This window comes from Bacillus sp. NPDC094077 (genome assembly GCF_050279465.1).
In the GTDB taxonomy this organism is placed as follows: Bacteria; Bacillota; Bacilli; order Bacillales; family Bacillaceae_G; genus Bacillus_A.
This window is the reverse complement of record NZ_JBNNUF010000003.1, coordinates 131,415-153,122: the sequence shown is the minus strand read 5'-3', so window position 1 is coordinate 153,122 and position 21,708 is coordinate 131,415. Positions and strand designations below refer to the sequence as shown.

The following is a 21,708-nucleotide window of genomic DNA, read 5'->3' as shown; positions in this document are numbered from 1 at the left end:
AAAAGAGTCCGGATTTTATCCGAACTCTTTTTTATTTTTATTTCACATGAACGACTAATTCGTTATTTTCAACATCGACAACTACGTGACTATTGTCAGTAATTGTGCCTGCAATTAATTCGCGTGCTAATTTTGTTTCCACTTGGCGCTGTACATATCGTTTTAATGGACGAGCCCCGTACATTGGATCAAAGCCAGCTTCTACAACGAATTCTTTTGCAGAGTCTGTTAATTCTACCGTAATATGACGGTCAGCTAAACGACTCTGTAATTCTTTTACAATTTTATCAACAATACCTTTAATTTCATTCGTTGTAAGTGGTTTGAATAATATAATTTCATCGACACGGTTTAAAAATTCTGGTCGGAAATGTCCTCTTAATTGGCCCATTACAAGCTCTCTTGATTCTTCTTTAATCGAACCATCTTCTTCTAATCCGTCTAATAAGTGAGCAGATCCAATATTTGAAGTCATAATAATAACTGTGTTTTTAAAGTCTACTGTACGGCCCTGTGAATCTGTAATGCGTCCATCATCTAACATTTGTAATAAAATGTTGAACACTTCTGGGTGCGCTTTTTCAATTTCATCTAACAAAATAACGGAATACGGTTTACGTCTCACTGCTTCTGTTAATTGACCGCCCTCTTCATATCCTACGTATCCAGGAGGCGCACCGATTAAACGTGACACTGCGTGTTTCTCCATATACTCAGACATATCGATACGGATCATTTGCTCTTCACTATCGAATAAAGACTGTGCTAACGTTTTCGCAAGTTCTGTTTTACCAACACCTGTCGGTCCTAAGAAAATGAAGGAACCAATCGGACGATTCGGATCTTTAATACCAGCACGAGCGCGAAGCACTGCATCTGATACTAAGCTTACCGCTTCTTCTTGTCCAATTACACGCTCTGATAAAATTTGCTCTAGGCGTAGTAATTTCTCACGTTCACCTTCAACGAGTTTTGCGACAGGAATACCAGTCCAGCGTGAAACAATCTCGGCAATTTCTTCTTCACTTACTTCCTCACGTAATAAACGGTTTTCTTGCTTATTATGCGCGCCCATTTCTTCTGCTTCTTTTAACTCTTTTTCAATAGCAGGAATTTTCCCGTGACGAAGTTCAGCTGCTTTATTTAAATCATAATTACCTTCTGCTTCTTCTAACTCACGGCGCAAGCGCTCTAAATGTTCACGTAAGTCACGAACTTTGTGAATATCTTCTTTTTCTTTCTCCCATTTCGCTCTCATGCCACTTGCAACTTCTTTTAAATCCGATAATTCACGTTGCAACGTTTTTAGACGTTCTTGGCTACCACGGTCCGTTTCTTTCCCAAGAGCCGCTTCCTCAATTTCTAACTGCATAATGCGACGCGTTACTTCGTCTAATTCTGTTGGCATAGAATCAATTTCTGTACGAATTGTTGCGCACGCTTCGTCAACAAGATCAATCGCTTTATCTGGTAAGAAACGATCTGAAATATATCGATCTGATAAAACGGACGCTGCTACAATTGCGCGGTCATGAATATTTACACCGTGATAAATTTCAAAACGCTCTTTTAAACCACGTAAAATTGAAATTGTATCTTCAACAGTTGGTTCTTCTGCTAATACTTGTTGGAAACGTCTTTCTAGCGCTGGATCTTTCTCAATATATTTGCGATATTCGTCTAATGTCGTTGCCCCAATACAATGCAGTTCGCCACGCGCAAGCATTGGTTTCAACATATTTCCTGCATCCATCGCTCCTTCTGTTTTACCAGCGCCGACGATTGTATGAAGTTCATCAATGAATAATAAAATGCGACCTTCACTCTTTTTAATTTCATTTAATACAGCTTGCAGACGCTCTTCAAATTCACCACGAAATTTCGCACCAGCTACAAGTGCACTCATATCTAACGCAAAGATTGTTCTATCTTTTAATCCTTCTGGTACATCCTTTTTCACTATACGCTGTGCTAATCCTTCAACGATTGCTGTTTTACCAACACCTGGTTCACCAATTAAAACAGGGTTATTTTTCGTTTTACGTGAAAGAATACGAATAACGCGGCGAATTTCACTATCTCTACCGATAACAGGATCAATTTTCCCTGCTCTCACTTCCGCCACTAAATCACGACCATATTTTTCTAACGCTTCATAAGTTGCTTCTGGATTTTGACTAGTCACTCTTTGATTCCCCCGAACTGTCATTAAAGACTGCAATAAGTTATCTTTCGTAATATGAAATCTTGTAAATAATTGATTGATATCGCCTTTTTCTTCTGAAAAAGCAAGCAATACATGTTCTACTGAAATGTAATCATCCTGCAGTTTCTCTGCTTCTTTCTCTGCTCTTACAAGCAGTTGTTGTAAAGCATTTGTTATATACAATTTCCCAGCTTCTGCTCCGCTTCCCGTTACAGAAGGTTTCTTTTTAATTAAGCTTTCTACAGCTTGCTTTAATGCTTCTATATCGACATTCATTTTTTGAAATATACGTACTGCCAATCCATCTTGCTCTTCTAATAATGCAAGTAATAGATGAACAGTATCCACTTCTTGATGATGATGAGATACCGCTAAAGATTGGGCACTCATAATCGCCTCTTGTGTTTTCGTTGTCATTTGATTTAAGTCCATCTTTACAGCCCTCCAAATGTTTGACTTTCTTTGACCTTTGATTTGATTATACGCCAACTGACTTTTTTATACAATAAATTTGCTTATGTATTTTCAAACTTATTATTGGAAAAAGAAAAAGGGGACATTCATTATGTTTCTCAAGAAAGATACAGTAAATAAAATTATGAAACGTAACGACAAAAAAGCCGCAATAACGATTGCGGCTTCTGTTACGGTTTTCTTTTATATGTCCACTGACGGTTATGATTCGTGTTATCTGGAAACTTTTCACCGGCAGTTAATTTTACCATTTGCGGATCTTTCACCATACTTCCCGTTTCACCAATTTCTACGTAAATACCATCATTTGGCGCTTTTTGTCCAGAACGAAACCTGCGATTTTGTCCCATTTTCATTCTCCTTCCATGACGTCTTTGCCTCATTAGTATATCCATTTTAAAAGAAAGCTTTTCTGTCATGTTTAGGAAACAAGTACTACATCTCCTTCTTGTACATATATATGAATGACACAAGCTTAAGCAGGGATTTCTTTCCTATTTGTAGAAAAAAAAGAAACCAACCTACTTTAGGCTAGTTTCAAAGGAGAGTCAAACATATACGAGAAGATTACATGTTCATTATAAGCCTCATCATGCAAGCGATGTAACCCTTTTCACAATTTGTACATAATGAAAGAAACATTGTTTGAACTTTCTAAAAAGATGTTGACTTTTCCTAATTTCCAACGATAAATAGTAGACACCACAGCACTTTGCGACGTAAGATGGATATATAGTGAACTTCCCATCTATGGTGGTCTCACCGAGTCTTACCTCTTATTTCTGCATATTAAAAACGGAAATACAGATATAAATAAAAAAATTATTATAAGAGGTGAAATTATGAATAAACAACATTTAATCGCATTAGACTTAGACGGCACTTTATTAACAGACAACAAAATAATTTCCACTCGAACAAAACATACAATTGCAAAAGCAAAGGAACAAGGGCATATTGTCGTCATTTCAACAGGACGCCCATTCCGCGCTAGTTATGATTACTATAAAGAACTCGGTCTGAATACACCTATCGTAAACTTTAATGGCGCTTACGTGCACCATCCACTTGATTCAAACTGGGGCACACACCACTCTCCTCTTGAGCTTTCAACAGCGCAAGAAATTGTCCGAGCTTGCTTTGATTTTGGTGTAAAGAATATATACGCTGAAGTTATGGATGATGTGTATGTTCGTGAAATTGATGAAGATAAAAAGCATATTTTCGAATTCGGTTCTCCGAAGATTTTTACAGGAGACTTATTAAATATTTTAAACGATCATCCAACTTGTTTATTAATCGACGCACATGATGAGCATTCCGCTGCCATTCGTCAACATTTAACAGATATGCACGCTGAAGTTATCGACCATAGAAAATGGGGTGCACCTTGGCCAATTATTGAAATTGTAAAAAGCGGATTAAATAAAGCTGTCGGATTACAAAAAATTTCAGGCCATTATAATATCCCTCAAGAGCGAATTATTGCTTTCGGTGATGAAGATAACGATTTTGAAATGATTGAATTTGCTGGTCATGGAATCGCAATGGGTAATGCAATTCCTGAATTAAAATCACTCGCAAACCATACGACATTAACGAACGAAGAAGACGGCATTGCTCTTTATTTAGAAGAGGTTCTTGGGCTGTAATCTAAAAATTCCCTACTTATAGTTTCTCGCAAAACGCTCATACTATGATTAGACGCGAAAAAAGCGCGTCAATTGTTTTCAGCTAAATAAGGGAGGTTTTTGGAATGGGTAAAAAGAACAAATCAAAACGTTTTATCCAGCAAGGAGCCGATGCTGTTATGAAGCATGATGCAAGATTCCCGTACAGAGGTACATTAGCTGAGGCAGAAAAAGCAAGAAACAACTCTTCTCTTGGAGGGGTCTAAATAATGGGGAACTTACTATTCCAACAAGCTAGAGATGCTGTCGCAAGTGCCGTTTCTTGTTCAAGTGGCGCTGAGCAACAAGAACTCGTTTATAGAGCAAAAAACGCTTTGCACTCTGCTTACGCAAACTCTTCAACTGCTGAAAAAGTTCAGCTACGTGAAATGCAGGAGCAGTTGCAAAACATTACGAATTTGCATTAAAAAAAGAGGACCAGCTTTGGTCCTCTTTAATCTTTTCGAAACAATCCGAACACCCCAACTGTTTGCAGTATATTTGTAAATGCACCTGGATCCACTTGTTTAATAATCCTCTCTAATTCATACAACTCATAACGGGTAATAACCATCATTAACATTTCTTTATTTTCATTTGTATAAGCACCTGTTGCAGGTATAGTCGTAATCCCTCTCACTAATCGGGAGTGAATTGCCTTTCGTACGTCTGCACCATTCTTCGTAACAATTAACGCTGTGATTTTCACATGACGAGTATGGATGGCATCAATAATTCTCGTTGACACATATAAAGTCACTAACGTATATAACGCTTTTTCCCACCCATATACATAACCCGCAGCGATAATGATAATTGCATTAAAAAAGAAAAAGTATGTGCCGACAGGTTTATCTTTTATCTTAGATAAAATCATCGCAATGATATCTAAACCACCTGTAGAAGCACCCCATTTTAACGCGATCCCTACCCCAATCGCTGAAATAATCCCGCCAAAAATCGCATTTAATATAATATCGTTCGAAACCGCTCGAACTGGGATAATTTCTAAAAACAAAGTCATAAATATAACGCACAGAAAACTAAAAAACGTAAAAGCCTTCCCAACCTTTTTCCACGCTAAAATAACGACTGGAATATTAAATAAGCTAAACAATACCCCTGTAGATATATGAATAGATAAAAAATCACCTAATAGCTGCGATATTAATTGTGACAATCCTGCAAATCCACTCGCATACACTTTTGCTGGTGTTAAAAACAAATTCATTCCAATCGCATTTAATAAACCTGCGACGATTACAACGATTAATTTCTTTATAAGTTCGGTATAATTTAACTTCAAATCCATTTCTAATCCACCTTTATGATTCATAAATGCACCGCTATACATAGTCTTTACGAAAAAGGAAATGATAAACGTACAACGTTTAGAAATGGAGTTGATACATATGCCACATACGAGTGATAACGACAAAAAGGCACGTGATAACAATGCAAAACGTGCGCAAAAAAATGAGCAAGAGCAAAAAAATATTCAGCAAGGCAAGCGTGCATATTCCAAGAAGACTGATCACCTTTGATTACATCGTACATCAACAATTATGTTGATGTACTTTTTTTACATTTTGCAGGAAAAAAACATTAAAAATTCACTTCATGTTCACTTCTATATTCTACAATAGCGATAACATATTCGGATGAGGTGTTAGCATGAAAGGAAAACATATTTTCATTATTACTGCACTAATAAGTATATTAATGCTATCTGCTTGTGGACAAAAAAACGGCTCAGCTACAGTCGCTACAGCAACAGACTCAACCATAACGCAGAGCGACTTCGAAAAACAGTTGAAAGACCGTTACGGAAAAGACATGCTATATGAAATGATGGCACAAGACGTTATCACGAAAAAATATAAAGTATCTGACGATGATGTAAATAAAGAAGTACAAAAAGCGAAAAATCAATATGGAGACCAATTCAAAACAGTACTAGAAAACAATCGTTTAAAAGATGAAGCTGATTTCAAAAATCAAATTAGGTTCAAACTCGCTATAAACGAAGCGATTAAGAAAAGTGTTACAGAAAAAGACGTGAAAGACCACTATAAACCAGAAATTCAAGCGAGTCACATTTTAGTCAGTGACGAAAATGAAGCGAAAGAAATAAAGAAACAATTAGACGCTGGTGCTTCCTTTGAAGAATTAGCAAAACAAGAATCGCAAGATCTACTATCAAAAGATAAAGGCGGTGACCTCGGATACTTCGTGTCAGGTACAATGGCACCTGAATTTGAAACAGCTGCCTACAAACTAAAGGTTGGAGAAATTAGCAATCCCGTTAAATCACCAAACGGTTATCACATTATTAAATTAACTGGTAAAAAAGATTTAAAACCTTACGATGAAGTGAAAGACTCTATACGTAAACGCTTAGAAGAAGAGCGCATTGCAGACCCTTCCTTCAGGCAAAAATTATTACAAGATGAATTAAAAAAGGCAAATATTAAAATAAATGACAGTGATTTGAAAGATACATTTACACTTGTGTCTGAGCCAGCGAACTAAAAAAGCACCGCCCTATTTTTATAAAAAGTAAGGCGGTGCTTTTTATTCAATTTATTTCTTAAAGTACGTCCAGCCCTCTTCTTGGTAAGCCTTTTCTTCTTTCATCAACTTACCAAGTGCACGCTTAAACGCAGCTTTACTCATATTGAAGCGTTCTTTAATATCTTCCGGGTGGCTCTTATCCCAAAACGGCATTGCTCCGCCGCGGCTTTCCATGTACTCAAAAATAACCGCTGCGTCATCTTCCATTCCTTCTTCTTTACGAGGAAGAAGTGAAATGTTAATTGTACCGTCGTCTTTCACGTCAATAATACGACCTGTTACACGCTCACCAATGCGGACTTGTTCTTTTCTTTCTGTATGGTGTAAAAATGCACGGAAATGCTCATCTGTTAATACGAATGAACCTACTTGAAGTGAACGATATACACGTCCATTTACATTTTTATTACGCATGGATGGCGTCGCATCTACGACGATTTCTTGCATATCACTGTCTCTTGCTGGAAGAGCAATTAAACGATCACGATTCGTTAATTTTAACGTACAATATAATTCGTCGCCTACTTCTGGCCAAACTGGTGTGTAAATTGGGAACTCATCAGCTGGAATTAGTATATCTTTTGATACACCAATATCAACAAACACACCTAAACTAGGAATAACTTCTACAACCTTTACCCAATTCCAATCATGTGTTGTAATAATTGGTTCCTTCATTGTTGCTGAAATACGATTTTGATGATCAAGATATAAGAATGCATCAATCGTATCGCCTTCTTCAATTTCTCCAGCTACTTCGTTTTTATGTAGGAAGATTTCTTCTTCTTCATTCCCAACCATATATCCGATTTCCGTTTCGCGTAAAACAGTTACCTGTTCAATCGATCCTAATTGCAAATACATATTTTTTAATTCCCTTCTATATATATAAAATTATCTTTTTTATCATTCCAAACAAAAGTTAATTATAACACGATTTTTCCTTTATTTGTCCAACTGCCCAAAATTCACTATAATAAAATGAGGTTACATGAATATAAGTATGAAAACACTTAAGTCTAGACGCGTTTTCAGCTATACTTTAGTATGTACAGTACATAAAAAGATTAGAAATTTATTTGGAGGTGCTAACTATGGCAAAAGATAGTTCTTTTGACATCGTTTCGAAAGTCGAATTACCTGAAGTAACAAACGCAATTAACATCGCATTAAAGGAAATCCAAAACCGATATGATTTTAAAGGAAGTAAAAGTGATATTAAATTAGAAAAAGAAGTACTTGTTTTAACTTCTGACGACGAGTTCAAATTAGAGCAAGTAAAAGACGTTCTTATTTCTAAACTTGTAAAACGTAACGTTCCAATTAAGAACTTAGATTACGGAAAAGTTGAAGCTGCGACTGGTAACACTGTTCGCCAACGCGCAACACTTCAACAAGGTATCGATAAAGATAATGCGAAAAAAATTAACAACATCATTAAAGAAATGAAATTAAAAGTAAAAACACAAGTACAAGATGATCAAGTACGTGTTACAGCGAAAAGCCGTGATGACTTACAAGCAGTAATCGCAGCCGTTCGCAGCGCTGACTTACCGATTGACGTACAATTTATTAACTACCGCTAAAAAGAAAACTCCTCTAATGAGAGGAGTTTTCTTTTTAACGTGTAGGGACGATATTACAAGGACAAGCCAGTGGATATAAAAGAGAACTCTCATATGGATGATAAGAAAATGAAACAAATTGACGAAATGCACAAATCACGTAAAGAGACAGAAGTGAAAACAAGCAGGTAAAAAATCATATGATAAATTATGATTAAAAGGATTCATCTAAGCATTCTTTTTTTACTAGCAATATTTTATAAAGAAAAGGCACCTATATAAGGGTGCCTTTTCCAATAGTTTTTTAGAAATTATGGTTGTTTTTTATTTTGGTTTTCAAAATATTTTTCTTTAATGATTTTTATTTTATTTTCGTTTTCTGTTAGTTCAAATATAAATAACGCTTTTTTCATGTTATTAGCAACATCTTCTTCATTAGGTTGTTTAAGTCTCAATAAATTCCAGCCTTTCCCATAGTATAGTTCACCCAATAAGTATAAAGTATTTAGATTAATAGCTAATTTGATGCCCTTATCAAGGTATTTTATTGCCTCTTCATGTTGATATGTCAGGCCTAAAGATTTTGCTAAATTATAAATTATTTTTAATTTAATTTCTTTGTTTCTAGGAAAGTCTAATTTATTAAAATTATTTAAACATCTTCTCAATATATTAATACTTTTTTCGTATTCTTTATTTTTCGCATGAAATAAGGCCATTGTATGCAGAATATCTATTTCCCTTTCTGATAAAACATCAACATTGGTTAAAGTTAGTTTTAATGCATTATTTAAAAGGTTTAAAGCTGTTTTTATTGAGTTATTCACATGAAATATAGCAATCGCTTCATGCCATATTAGAAATTGTTTATCCTCTTTTGTTTGGAAGTTATTTTCATTTTTTTCTTTTTTTACTATTTCATGAATTTCTTTATATTGTTGTTGCCTTATGCAATCTTTCATTACGCATTTTACATTTTCTGTATATCTCAATCTCTTGTTTTGAGTTAGTGCAAATATGCTATTTGGATCAATACCAAGTCTTTCAGATAATTGATATAACAATATGCTAGATGGATAAATCATACCTTTTTCTATTTTGCTAATTTGACTTTGTGAACAAATTCCATGACATAATTCGGATTGTGATATATTTTTTTTAATTCTAAGTTCTTTAATGGTAATACCCAAATCGTAAAATTCCATTTTCCCCCCTAATATTTAGCACTTTATTAGTATAAGAATATTCTCTAACTTTTAATGTAATGTAAAATCAATATAGTTGCAATTATTGTTTGTTTTAAAGGTTTTTTCCTCCCATCATACGCTACTCCGTCGCTTGACCCACAATCTCACCAAAGATTTCTTCAAAAATATTTGTATGGATGAAACGGGTACGGCGATTCCAACTGATTGTAGAATGATCCGGAATCGTATCTGATAGAGAAAACCATAAAAACCAACGTTATGCGATATTTGTTTTAATTTCTTTTTCTAGCTGACGTTCTGTGCGAATGCCATAAAAATATCCGATAAACATCATCTTAAATAAAACAATAGGATGAATAGAAGGACGACCATTGTTTTCACAGTAATAAGGACGTAGCTTTTCTTCAGTAAAATTAAAACTAATTGTTGCTTCAATCGCACGAAGAAAACGGTCTTGCGAACTAACCCTTCTATAGAAACTGATACACGTTCATCACGATGATTTTTGAATGCCATCATAAGAAATCTCTTCGTTTCCTTTTTTATCCATGTCGAAACAAAAAAGGGATTAAGACACAAAAACAGGCTAGGGAGAAGACTTTCTCCACAGCCTGGAAAACTCCTCTCATTAGAGGAGTTTTTATATTCATTAAGAGCAGCACCATATTGCTTTATCAAATGATTTTTCCGGAATATATACTTTATCGTTTTCGATTTTGTATTTAATATTATTCCTCTTAAGAACTGCTGTATTAACAGTATGAACACTATCGCCCCACCGAACAAATTCCCCATCTTCACCGTTGTCCCAAAAATACAAACTTACAAATCCAATAAGCAGACATGAACATAGAGCGAGCAACTTCTTTTTCCGCAAATATCTCACCTCATCTACGTTTCCTTTTAACCGTAATTAAAAACGCAATAAATAATACGTTCACACCGACTATTAAGGAGATAAATAACCAATTCACACCTGTTTCTTTACTAACTGTATACACATTCGATTCTTCACGCTTTAAAACGAGATAAAACTTCCCGTTTTCTTCTCTTATAATTTCATCTTCTAACAATCCTCTTAACTCTTGTTTTTCACCAATCGTACTTGCAGGTAAGGAAACTTTTTGTGTTTCTTTCGTATTATTAATCGCTACTAATGTTACTTCATCTTTATACTTTCGTTTTAGTATACTCATTCCATCTTTATCATATAAAAGTTCAAACGTACCATGTCGTAAAGATGGCCTCATTTGTCTAAGTTCACCGAGTTTTGTTATGTGCTGCATAAACTTTTCATCTGATTTAAAATCCATTAATCGTCTATTATCCGGTACACTTCCTCCATCTAATGCGATTTCAGTTCCGTAATAAAAGTTCGGAATTCCTGGTGATGTTAATAAGTAAGTGAGCGCTAGTTTTAAACGAGATGGCGGGTAATACATATTCTCTTTGGCGATACGTGCAAATCTTTTTGTGTCTTGATTATCTAAAAACGTAACAAATTCCTCTTCTTTTTTACTCACATCATATAACGATTTCACCGATACATCCGCTTTAGAAAACGATTCTACTATTTTTTCATTGTATTCACTATCTTCCTTTGTCATAATGCGAAAATCTTTCTTTATCACTTGCATATCTTTTTGCACGTCATCCCAAAAAGAGCGCGGTTTTTTTTCACTATGTATTACATAACCCCCGTCTAAATCGACTTCTTTTATCCACCATTTCATCGAGTCGATTGCTTGTTGTTCGTTTTCTCCAAGCGGAAATTGAAATACAACTTTTATTCCTTTTTCGTGAGCTTCTTTTACAAGCTCTTTCACATCATTTTCCGTTCCGAAATGTTCATTTACTTTTTGAAAATTTCGCACGTCTAATCCATCGTACTTTCCACTTTCAAAAAGCGGAGAAAGCATAACAGTGGTAAATCCCATATCTTTTATGTAATCCAGTCTTTTTATAATTCCTCTTATATCCCCGCCCTGATAACCTTCTAAATTACCAACGTCTAACTGCTTGTCATTTTTCGGTTCTCCATTATTGAAGCGATCAACCATAATAGAATATATGACTTCGTCTCGCCACTCTCTTTTTTCGTCTGCAAAAGTATGTATTGGTACAAACAAAACGACAGCTAAACAAAAACAAGTGAATAGTTTCCTAGTCCGTATTTTTCCCACACGCATCCCCCAAGTTTTTAATTGTAAGAATATTATACCAATTATTCAGACGAAGCGCATACGCTGATTTCATTCCTTCAAAAATACATCATGTCAGATTTCCTTACATGTATAATTGAATTTTCTAAAAAATCAGTTGATTTTCACTTTAATTTCGAATATGATATGAAACATAACAAAATAACGTAACATTATCTAACATTACAGGAGGGGATTGAATGAATACGGGAGATACGGTTTTTATGTTTGTAACGACAGTAATGGTCATGTTAATGACACCAGGATTGGCACTTTTTTATGGGGGCATGGTTCGCAGCAAAAATGTCTTGAGTACGACAATGCATAGTTATAGCGCAATGGCTATCGTTTCGATTCAGTGGATTGTGATCGGATATTCTTTATCTTTCGGACCAGATTGGCACGGGCTTATAGGCAATCTCGATTGGTTCGGCCTAAACAGAGTTACCTACGCACCAAATCCAGACTACTCATCTACTATTCCTCACAATTTATTTATGATGTTCCAACTCATGTTCGCTATTTTAACTCCCGCTCTAATTTCAGGTGCATTCGCTGAAAGAATGCGATTTTCAGCCTTTCTTATTTTTATCCTTCTCTGGACAACAATCGTTTACAACCCCGTCGCTCATTGGGTATGGGGCGTCGGCGGATGGCTAAAAGAACTCGGCGCGTTAGACTTCGCTGGCGGTAATGTCGTTCATATCACATCTGGTGTTGCTGGTCTTGTATTAGCTATTTTCCTCGGAAAACGAAAAAACATAAGCGGTACCTCTCCTCACCATTTACCATTTACGATGTTAGGCGCCGGTCTACTATGGTTCGGCTGGTTCGGTTTCAACGTCGGGAGCGCATTATCCTTAAACGACGTAGCTTTAACTGCATTTATTAATACAAATATAGCCGCTGCTGCCGCTGCTCTAACTTGGATGCTATCTGAATGGTTCTTCCAATCAAAACCGACTGCGATGGGAGCTGCTTGCGGGGTTGTTTCTGGGTTAGTCGCAATTACACCGGCTTGCGGATTTGTTACACCTTTCTCCGCTCTTCTTATCGGAGCAATTGGAGGCGTATTATGCTTCGGCGCTGTCTTCTTCTTAAAAAATAAATTCGGATATGATGACACACTTGATGCGTTTGGATGCCACGGCATCGGAGGAACTTGGGGCGGTATTGCAACAGGACTATTCGCAACTACTGCTGTAAACGGTGATGGCGCCAACGGGTTGTTTTACGGAAACACCGCTTTACTATTTAAACAACTCGTAGCAATTGGGGCAACATATGCATTCACAATTATAATGACGTATGCCATTATTAAAGCAATTAACTTCTTCCTCCCTGTTCGTGTCGATGAACATGAGGAACATATGGGGCTTGATATTTCGATGCACGGGGAGAAAGCTTATGAGTATGTAGAAAAATCCGCAAATTAAAACGAAAAAGGTGTACTCCGTTCTAACACGGGGTACACCTTTTTCGTATATTCATAATGACACAATCATCCCAAACTATCGGTATACAAATATATTTATCTATCTATTCATATAAGCACCTTATCTCTTCATTAGTGCATTTAAAACGAGTTGTACCGCAACTGCATCATCTAAATAGCCGATTGGAAATATATAATCTGGAATTACATCGACCGATAATATAAAGTAGATTAGCGCACTTCCCATTAAAGCAAGTTCTGCAGTTGTCCCCTTCTTCTTCGTAAATCTCTCGTACAATTCTTTTAAATCATTAATAAACGGGCCAATACTGCTTACTTTTTGAATCTTTTCAAGAAACCCCTTTTCAATCGTTTCTTTTCCCTCTTCTGTTTGCGAATATTGTTCATAATTCGCTAATTGCTGCTCTACATTCGATATACTAAACTTTTGATCATAGAGCTGGGCAGATTCAAGTAAATGTTCAATATTATTAATGGAAACATGAATATCAGATTGCTCCTCCTGTTTCATTTCAATAGAATAACCTGCCGCCACAAACAAATCACCAACCGGAACATCAAGGCTCTCTGCAAACTTTTGCAAATGCTTCGGGTTTGCTTTTCGCTTACCATTTACAATCATTGAAATGGTAGCGGTATCAATTTCAGTAAGCGAACTCAGTTTTCGCATTGATAAAGATTTTTCCTTCAGTAATTTTTTCAACAACAATCCAAGATTACTTTTATCATTGTCTTGAGACATATCCCATTCCCCTTTATTCACGAGAATAATCATAGCTGTTATACGAAAATTAACTACAACCTCTATATAATTCATATTAACAAATTTTTTTGACTATTTACAAGATAGAAGCTCTATTATACATTTACATTTTGCAAACATATAAAAGAAAGCTATCTTAAATTTATAAGATAGCTTTCCTAAATCATTTTAACCATTTTCTCAATAAAAAAAATACACTACCGCAACTTATGTAAGAACCTACGAAAATAATAATTGCCATAAAAAATGAATGATGTAGAGAGAAGGTTAGTACCATTAATAAGAAAGATAGAAAGAGTAAATCTAATAAAATAAAGTAGCCTGAACTTAAAACACTTTCTACTAATTGTAACTCCGACTCTAGCTCCGAATACTTTAGCCTTTTATACAGTAATCTCAATTTCACTCACCTTCTACGAATTAATCCAAAAAAGCAGCAAACGCAATAAGTAATAGTAACGCTCCGCTAATCAATGTACCAAACTGACCTAAAGTGAATTTACCGATGCGAACGTGAGCTATCTTTCTTCCCAATACAACTCCGCCCCATACTGTAATAAAACTACCAACTGCAGCTGCAATACAAATAGCAATTGGATTCAAACCGAATAAACCTGCTCCTAATCCATTTGTGAGCGCATTAGCAGACAAACCAATTCCAAGAAAGATAGACTCCACAAAACCAATTTCCCCAGATCTACCAATATTTTTCGTTAAACCATTTATTTCTGCCGCCTGCACTTCACCTTCAGTCTCTTGCACCGAAGCCTTACGAGGAATAGCTAGTAAAATAATTCGGAGACCGATTATAACTAATAAGAACGAACCGATTACAACTGGCATAATCCCTGGCAAAATTTTTGATAGCCATAAACCAAAATATATTCCTACTACACTAAATAAAAAACAAATTACCGAAATAATAAAATTTGATAGATGACTAATTTTTATATTTCGAATACCGTAAGAAATTCCTACCCCTAAGTTATCGATGCTTGATGAAAATGTCAGTGCTAATACCATCATCCATGCTGCCATTTCGTTCACCCCTTCGTATCATTAAACATTTCGGAAACTAACGTGACATACATAGTATGGAATATGAATAAGGGAGAAAAAACTCCCTATATTCCTTCCACTTAACACCTCTTTTTAAAAACGAGGAAGAGTGAACCACTTCATTATATTTATGCGATTCACTTTCCCTTTTTCACGAACAGATTGAAAAATTTCTCCCGTAAAGGATCCCATTTTAGTAGAAATTTCCTTTTGCATCGATTTATTTTCTAATGCTGCTTTTATACTTAAATCTAACGCCTGCTCAAAATGCTCTAACGCTTTTTCTAAATGGTAATCTACATCTTGTTCCACAGCTTTATGCGTCATTTCTTACTTCCTCCTTTTCCTCAATCTTCGCGGCCGCTTCTATTATCTCTTGTTCATCATCATGATCATCTTCGACATAAGAAAGTTCTTTCTCAAATTGCTTCTGCATTCTATCCATTTGCGCTTCTACAATAATATCTTCTACTTCTTCTTTAATCGTTTCAAAAGTAGATTTCACACCTTTTGCCCCTGATTCAACAAGTGGACGAAGTGTATTTCTTACAACAGGTAATAAAGCGGCACTTGCTAATGCTAAAGTAGATCCAATAACAATTTTCCGTATCATTTTCATTGCTCCTTTACACTGTTTTTAATAATGCTAGTTCATTAACTACTGGCTTTTCTGAGTCATCATTCTTATATGAAATTAAATTAATAATAGGTTTTGAAATTTGAGAAACTGTGCCGGCTACAAGAAGAACAGGTATCCATTGCATAAGTGTTAATGGTACTGTATGGAATATACGGGCGAACGGCGGAACATATATAGCTGATAGCAATACGAGCCAAGATGTTCCTAGCGCTGTCACAAAGAAACGATCTTTTGACCAATCGCGCATTGTTTCGTCCGATCCTTCTTGTCTCCAAGAGAACGTTTGAATAAGTTGACCTGCAACTAATGCAGCAAATGCTGATGTTTGCGCTACTGCAAGAGGAACCCCAGCCGCTAAACTCACACCAAATAAAGCAAGTGAACCCGCTCCAAGCAGTATGCCGCGTGTTACAACCTTTTTGTACAACTCTTTATCAACAATATCTTGACGTTTCGTTTGCTTCGTTTTATTTCCTGGATTTACTGCTAAAATCATTGCCGGTAAAGCATCTGTAATAAGGTTCATCAATAAAATTTGAATTGGCACTAACGGAATCGGCATCCCAGCAATAACCGCCACACTTGTTACTAATACTTCAGCTAAATTCCCCGTTAATAAACATCCAACTGCTTTACGAATATTACCAATGATCGTTCTACCTTCTTTTACCCCTTCAACAATGGAACCGAAGTGATCTTTTTTCAATATGAGATCCGCAGCTTCTTTCGTTACTTCTGTTCCCGTTTGCCCCATTGCAATACCGATGTTCGCCTTCTTTATAGCAGGCGTGTCATTCACACCATCTCCAGTCATTGCAACAATTTGACCGTCATCTTGGTATGCAATCACTATGCGTAATTTATGAGCCGGTGTTACCCGAGCAAAGACTGAAGTATTTTTTACAACTTCTTTTAATTCTTCATCTGTCAAACTATCAATTTCTATCCCTGTTAAAACACGATCATCACGATTCCAAATACCAGTCTGCTTCGCGATAGAAATCGCTGTAGTCGGATGATCCCCAGTAATCATGACAGGCTTTACACCAAGTTCAATTGCTTCACGTATACTCTCTTCTACTTCAGGTTTCGGCGGATCAATCATACCAACTAATCCAACAAAAATAAGATCATCATTTTCACCATCACTGTACGCAAAGCCTAATACCCGTAACGCCTGTTCTGCAAACTCTTCATTTTGTTGTAAAATGACTTCTTTTTCTTTATCACCTAACGGATATATTTCACCATTATGTTGATACCATTTACACCTAGTAAGAATCGCCTCTACAGATCCTTTCGAAAACTTATATATCGCTTCATTTTCCTTACAAACGACACTCATAATTTTCGTCTCAGAGTCGAACGGTTCTTCATGATGCCGTTCAAATGATGTCATACCTTCATGTGACACACCCGCTTTAGAAGCCAAACTTAATAAAGCTCCTTCAGTCGGGTCACCTTTCACAATCCACTGATCGTCCTCTTGTTCTAATTTACTATTGTTACAAAGAACACTAATTTGAAGAACGCGGATTAAATCTGGATGTTCTAACGGTGTTTTTTCACTTTCATGATAAGTCGCTTCTTCTACTTCCATCTCTACAGCAGCAGCGACTTTAGATGACGTTACATCCGAAATCGTACCAACTGGTTCATATCCGTTACCTGATACACTCCATACACGATTCGGCGTAGCGATGACTTTAACTGTCATTTCATTTTTCGTAAGAGTACCTGTTTTATCAGAGCAAATAACAGTTGTCCGGCCTAGCGTTTCTAAACTAGAAAGTTTCCGAACGAGTGCATTTTGCTTTTGCATACGGAATATCCCTGCACTTAAAGCAATTGTAATCATAATCGGCAAACCTTCTGGAACAGCCGATGCCGTAAGAGCAACCGACGTTGTAATCATTTGCGTAATCGGTAAACCGCGTAGTAACCCCGCCACAAGCACAATACCACCAGCTACAAATGCCCCTTTAATAAATGTTTTACTAATAGAGGTCACCTTTTGCTGAAGTGGTGTAGGCTCTGTTTCTTCTCCTTTTATTAAGGAAATCATATAGCCCATTTCTGTTCCCATCCCTGTTTCTACTACTATCGCTCTCGCTTTGCCACGCGTTACGGACGTTCCCATAAAGACCATATTGTTCCGCTCAGCTAACGAGCATTCTTCTATAGCATTCACTTTCTTTTCAACAGGAAGAGACTCTCCAGTTAACATCGCTTCATTAACTTCTAAATTCCAAGAGTGCATAACACGAAGGTCAGCAGGCACACGATCTCCAGCTTGAAGGCAGACAATATCACCAGGAACGAGTTCACTACTTGCTATTTCTACTTCTTCTCCTTCTCGGATTACTGTACAGTTCGGCGCACGGAATTGATTTAAAGCTTCCACTACTTTTTCGGCCTTTCGCTCTTGAAGCGTTCCAATTACCGCATTCACAATGAGAATTGTCCCCATCGCTAATCCATCAAACACCCCGCCCGATAATACAGACAATCCAGCTGCTCCAAGTAAAATAAGCGATGTAAACTCTTTAAATTGCCCCATAAATGACACAATCCAAGAGATGGACTGCTTCGGTTCAATTCTATTCATTCCATACTTTTCTTGTCGCACTTGCACTTCTCTATCGCTTAACCCTTGCTGCTTTTCCACTTGCAAATCATTCATTACATCTTCTTGCGAGAGTGTATACCACTTACTAGAAGTTTCTTTCGCTATAGAGTGCTTCACATTCAATAGCTCTTTATTAGAAAAAATCTTCTCACTCACCCGCTTCGCTCTAGATAAAAACGTTAAAGATAGAGCGTTCGCCATTAAAGCGATGACAGGCGCTGTGAATATAGACCAAACAGCCAGCATCTCTCCGGCAATATTCCACATTTTTGCTACTCGAAAATGTTCTTTCACCAACATATCGATTCGTTTCGCATAGGCTTTTGATTGAAAAATATTTTTCGTCTCATGAGGAGGCACTGACGGAAATTCACTGTTATCCTCACAGACAAATAACACTTCTTCTCCGCTGGCCCTGATATTTTCCACCCGCTTAGTGACATCACTATGTTGCCAGCTTGTATCAATACCATACTGCGAAAGAACGCTATGATTCATATTTAAACTATTTTTCATAACAGCTATCGTCCATTTATTTTCATTTAACTCATGAAAGATGTCCGCAAACTCAGGAACAATAGCTATTTTTGAACCAACTAACAATCCGAGGCACTTTTGACCTTTAGCAACAAAATGAACATTGAACCCTTCTTTGCTAAGTCTCTTTGCCTCTAACTCATAAGTGCTTGTATCTACACCATTTCGTTCTACAAACACTTTACTACCGACAAAGGAAGGAATACCTTGTATTTCACCTTTTATCCCTTCATCATCAACTTCGACTTCAAAAGCTCTCCTTAACGTTCTTCCTGTTTGTTTCGCTTTCTGCACAACCTCATCGTTCCATTCATACTCACTTTTCTCAAGTAGTGAGGCTGCCGTGCACCAAACTTGCCCTTCATCTCCATCTTGTGAAATGCAGTTAGTCTCCACTTCTTCCTTGTGGAAAATGCGCGAGGTATCGTCAAATACGATTGTTCTCGTTCGAGACAATTGAGATAATGATCCCTCGTTTGGAATGAGATACCCTCTTTCTCTTGCAACGAGATCTCCTTGCCGCCAAGCATACTCGGCAGATGAAACAGCAGGTTTCGGATTCGCAGCTAATAAAACCGCCATTCCGCGCAATGGGTTTCTCGTAAAGGCCCACGTTGCTCCTCCAAAAAGCATGCCCCATTTTGATTGTTTTTCGCTATACGCTTTAATCTCCGGAGGCAAAAGTCTTTCCTCATAAGCGTCATCTATCTTCACTTGACTACGCTTCCAATTTAAATAGTTTAATAGACCAAGTCCCGCCAGCACGACAATGTTTTCTCGTGCGAGCGCAAGTGCAAGCGTTCCTATGCCAAGTACTAAATCGGAGTTCACTTTTTTGCTAGCAACCATTTTTTTGAATCCACGTTTCAGAAACGGATATCCCGTCACAACGGATAAAGCACCGGATGCGTAAAAAAGTCCCGGACTTCTCGCTAAAGTCGATCTGCCCATAAACAATTGTTTTATGCCGAAAGCACCTAATCCAACGACAGAAAGTGCTAGCGGTATCGGAACACCTTCACCTTTTTTCTCGTAAGAAACTTCACTAGATGAAGAATCTTCTACTTTCTTCGTTTTTTCAATATTATTAAGGTTATTATTCTTTGTAATTTGTTCTTCTAGGAGTTGAATTATTTCGCAAATTGTATGTAGAGAGGTCTTGTTGATATCGTAAATAATAAGGGCTCTTCCTGTAGAAATAGAGGGACTCACTTGATAAATACCTTCCACGTCACGAAAACGTTCTACTATCAAGTTCGCCATGTTCATGTTGTATTTTAGTTTATATATTTCAATTCGAATTCTTCCAGGTAACGATCTTATAAATCTCGCTTTTAATGTTTTACTCTGCATCATCATCCTCCTTATCCTTGTAAAGGAAGTAAAATCACTTACTATCTAAGGAGTGACAGGTAAGCTTTCGTAATCTATACTCTCATTGGAATGATATGCATTTATACGAGACGCCCATTTTTCCTGGAATTTAGAAATTGTAGTTGGGACAGCTTCTACCGCTCCAATAATTGGTGATACTGTTTTTACTGCCACTTTACGTGCCGCTTCTTTTACTTTCGGTAAAGCTTCTTCCATTTCTGAACCAGCACTTTGAATTTGTTCTTTTGCACCGAGAAAAGCAGATACTGTTTTTACCGCTAAGTTTCTTAGTCCCTTTCTCGCTTTTGGTGACGCCAATATAACCGCTGCTACCCCAACCGCTATACCGATTGGTGATTTCATAAATCGAAACATGTACATTTCTCCTCACTTAATTTTTTCGAATTTGTAAAACAAATCAATCATATACAACTAAGTAAACATGTTATTCATTACATCACATCCTTATTTTGTAAAAAGTATATAACGAGTATATATTTTCGTTTGTATTATTTCAACAATTTATTAGTTTTTTGTGAATTTTATGTTAATTCTAAAAAATAATTCGCGAACACTCCTATTTCTATGTAACGATACAGGTAATATATTCCATTCAACTTACTTAATTGTTGAGATTATATTGAGAATTCATTTTGTTTTTTTTACAAATTACAAACCAGGACATGCACTTTTACGAAACAAATTTTATATACTATAAAAAATGCTATAAGGAGTGACTTTCATGAGCTTATCCTATTGGAAATACGCTATCCTCAATCACATTACTGCAAATTTCCGCACCTTTTTATTCAATATCACTGTCGCTATTTTAGGTGAAATCGCGCTCTTTCTTGTCTTAAGTTTTATTCCAAAAAGATTTCATAAATTTTTTGCATAAAAAAGCCTGAGTTCCTATCGATGTAGAACTCAGGCTGCTTAACTCTATTAAGTTATAATTATCGTTTCCGCTTTATATCGGGATTGATACATATTAATTATTCAAACCCGTGCATACCCCACTTAGTATTATCGTAAATATATCAACGATTTTTCAATTATATCGATCGCTCCTTTAAATATATCGACGTTTCGACACAACAAATTCCGACATGACTGAAAGAACAATACCTTACGAATCACCGTACTTCCTTTTATTTGCGCTTAGTATAATAAGAAACGCAATTGCTATTACAGCTAAAAAGCGAACCGGATTAAACGGTGATAAATGAAGGGGATCATCTCAAATACCATTAACCCCATAGCGATTTGAAAGATTTCAGCCATCGCTTTATTTTCTATAAACATGGCGCGCTCATCACCCTGTTTCCCGATTGCTATAAACATCTTTACAA

The 21,708-nt window shown here is 36.5% G+C and carries 21 protein-coding genes and 2 pseudogenes; 7 read left to right on the top strand and 16 right to left on the bottom strand.

The features are described from left to right. Positions 1-37: 37 nt before the first annotated feature. Entirely contained in the window at positions 38-2,638 is a 2,601-nt protein-coding gene (gene clpB / locus ACQKNR_RS09445; protein ID WP_427317276.1) for an ATP-dependent chaperone ClpB, read from the bottom strand. A gap of 212 nt (positions 2,639-2,850) precedes the next feature. Continuing rightward, positions 2,851-3,030: a YjzC family protein gene (locus tag ACQKNR_RS09440; RefSeq protein ID WP_000531421.1), complete on the bottom strand. Its 180-nt coding sequence runs from the start codon at positions 3,028-3,030 to the stop codon at positions 2,851-2,853. A 492-nt stretch (positions 3,031-3,522) separates the two neighbouring features. Between ACQKNR_RS09440 and ACQKNR_RS09435 the strand changes: the two genes are divergently transcribed. The 3 genes from ACQKNR_RS09435 (at position 3,523) to ACQKNR_RS09425 (ending at position 4,778) form a co-directional block, all read left to right on the top strand. Further along, positions 3,523-4,332 (top strand): Cof-type HAD-IIB family hydrolase, encoded by an 810-nt coding sequence (locus tag ACQKNR_RS09435; RefSeq protein WP_427317274.1) that lies wholly within the window; start codon positions 3,523-3,525, stop codon positions 4,330-4,332. A gap of 104 nt (positions 4,333-4,436) precedes the next feature. Beyond that, the gene (locus tag ACQKNR_RS09430) at positions 4,437-4,577 is read left to right on the top strand and encodes a competence protein (protein WP_193411641.1); all 141 of its coding nucleotides are present in this window, start codon (positions 4,437-4,439) and stop codon (positions 4,575-4,577) included. A 3-nt stretch (positions 4,578-4,580) separates the two neighbouring features. Then, positions 4,581-4,778, top strand: a complete 198-nt coding sequence (locus ACQKNR_RS09425) for a DUF3813 domain-containing protein (protein ID WP_427317272.1) — start codon at positions 4,581-4,583, stop codon at positions 4,776-4,778. Positions 4,779-4,804: 26 nt separating this feature from the next. Here the strand turns inward: ACQKNR_RS09425 and ACQKNR_RS09420 are convergent, their stop codons facing one another. Further along, positions 4,805-5,662, bottom strand: coding sequence for a YitT family protein (locus ACQKNR_RS09420; RefSeq protein WP_427317270.1), 858 nt, complete (start codon positions 5,660-5,662; stop codon positions 4,805-4,807). Between the two features lie 100 nt (positions 5,663-5,762). Between ACQKNR_RS09420 and ACQKNR_RS09415 the strand changes: the two genes are divergently transcribed. Then, on the top strand, positions 5,763-5,894 hold the full coding sequence (locus ACQKNR_RS09415; RefSeq protein ID WP_001120847.1) for a DUF3941 domain-containing protein: 132 nt from the start codon (positions 5,763-5,765) through the stop codon (positions 5,892-5,894). Positions 5,895-6,024: 130 nt separating this feature from the next. Then, entirely contained in the window at positions 6,025-6,882 is an 858-nt protein-coding gene (gene prsA / locus ACQKNR_RS09410) for a peptidylprolyl isomerase PrsA (RefSeq protein ID WP_427317268.1), read from the top strand. Between the two features lie 51 nt (positions 6,883-6,933). On the opposite strand, the gene ACQKNR_RS09405 is transcribed toward prsA, so the two are convergent. After that, positions 6,934-7,788 carry a CvfB family protein gene (locus ACQKNR_RS09405; protein ID WP_427317266.1) on the bottom strand — a complete coding sequence of 285 codons (855 nt, stop codon included), beginning with the start codon at positions 7,786-7,788 and terminating at the stop codon, positions 6,934-6,936. 230 nt (positions 7,789-8,018) lie between these two features. Between ACQKNR_RS09405 and ACQKNR_RS09400 the strand changes: the two genes are divergently transcribed. Beyond that, positions 8,019-8,510 (top strand): YajQ family cyclic di-GMP-binding protein, encoded by a 492-nt coding sequence (locus ACQKNR_RS09400; RefSeq protein ID WP_001040149.1) that lies wholly within the window; start codon positions 8,019-8,021, stop codon positions 8,508-8,510. Positions 8,511-8,800: 290 nt separating this feature from the next. Here ACQKNR_RS09400 and ACQKNR_RS09395 read toward each other — a convergent pair whose 3' ends face one another. From ACQKNR_RS09395 to ACQKNR_RS09380, 4 genes and pseudogenes are all read right to left on the bottom strand, one after another. Then, positions 8,801-9,694 (bottom strand): helix-turn-helix domain-containing protein, encoded by an 894-nt coding sequence (locus ACQKNR_RS09395; RefSeq protein ID WP_427317264.1) that lies wholly within the window; start codon positions 9,692-9,694, stop codon positions 8,801-8,803. 124 nt (positions 9,695-9,818) lie between these two features. Continuing rightward, a pseudogene (locus ACQKNR_RS09390) lies at positions 9,819-10,213 on the bottom strand (transposase); the annotation flags it as partial. Between the two features lie 133 nt (positions 10,214-10,346). Next, complete coding sequence (locus ACQKNR_RS09385; protein WP_427317262.1) at positions 10,347-10,574, bottom strand: hypothetical protein; 228 nt, start codon at positions 10,572-10,574, stop codon at positions 10,347-10,349. Positions 10,575-10,584: 10 nt separating this feature from the next. Then, entirely contained in the window at positions 10,585-11,886 is a 1,302-nt protein-coding gene (locus ACQKNR_RS09380) for an alpha-amylase family glycosyl hydrolase (protein ID WP_427317260.1), read from the bottom strand. A 212-nt stretch (positions 11,887-12,098) separates the two neighbouring features. Between ACQKNR_RS09380 and ACQKNR_RS09375 the strand changes: the two genes are divergently transcribed. Further along, positions 12,099-13,334, top strand: a complete 1,236-nt coding sequence (locus tag ACQKNR_RS09375; protein ID WP_427317258.1) for an ammonium transporter — start codon at positions 12,099-12,101, stop codon at positions 13,332-13,334. Between the two features lie 120 nt (positions 13,335-13,454). Here ACQKNR_RS09375 and ACQKNR_RS09370 read toward each other — a convergent pair whose 3' ends face one another. The 8 genes and pseudogenes from ACQKNR_RS09370 to ACQKNR_RS09335 form a co-directional block, all read right to left on the bottom strand. Further along, positions 13,455-14,096, bottom strand: coding sequence for a DUF1232 domain-containing protein (locus tag ACQKNR_RS09370; protein ID WP_427317256.1), 642 nt, complete (start codon positions 14,094-14,096; stop codon positions 13,455-13,457). A 184-nt stretch (positions 14,097-14,280) separates the two neighbouring features. Next, positions 14,281-14,517, bottom strand: coding sequence for a hypothetical protein (locus ACQKNR_RS09365; RefSeq protein ID WP_427317255.1), 237 nt, complete (start codon positions 14,515-14,517; stop codon positions 14,281-14,283). A gap of 20 nt (positions 14,518-14,537) precedes the next feature. After that, positions 14,538-15,155, bottom strand: coding sequence for a sporulation membrane protein YtaF (ytaF, locus tag ACQKNR_RS09360; protein ID WP_427317253.1), 618 nt, complete (start codon positions 15,153-15,155; stop codon positions 14,538-14,540). A gap of 114 nt (positions 15,156-15,269) precedes the next feature. Next, positions 15,270-15,503 (bottom strand): hypothetical protein, encoded by a 234-nt coding sequence (locus ACQKNR_RS09355; RefSeq protein ID WP_427317251.1) that lies wholly within the window; start codon positions 15,501-15,503, stop codon positions 15,270-15,272. After that, the gene (locus ACQKNR_RS09350; protein WP_427317249.1) at positions 15,493-15,789 is read right to left on the bottom strand and encodes a hypothetical protein; all 297 of its coding nucleotides are present in this window, start codon (positions 15,787-15,789) and stop codon (positions 15,493-15,495) included. Before ACQKNR_RS09350 ends, ACQKNR_RS09355 begins: the two co-directional genes overlap by 11 nt. A gap of 13 nt (positions 15,790-15,802) precedes the next feature. Next, a complete protein-coding gene (locus ACQKNR_RS09345) occupies positions 15,803-20,335 on the bottom strand; it encodes an HAD-IC family P-type ATPase (RefSeq protein WP_427317248.1) in 4,533 nt (1,510 codons plus the stop codon). A gap of 45 nt (positions 20,336-20,380) precedes the next feature. After that, positions 20,381-20,731, bottom strand: a complete 351-nt coding sequence (locus tag ACQKNR_RS09340) for a YtxH domain-containing protein (protein ID WP_427317246.1) — start codon at positions 20,729-20,731, stop codon at positions 20,381-20,383. A gap of 754 nt (positions 20,732-21,485) precedes the next feature. Further along, positions 21,486-21,700: pseudogene (locus ACQKNR_RS09335) on the bottom strand (hypothetical protein). Positions 21,701-21,708 lie beyond the last annotated feature (8 nt).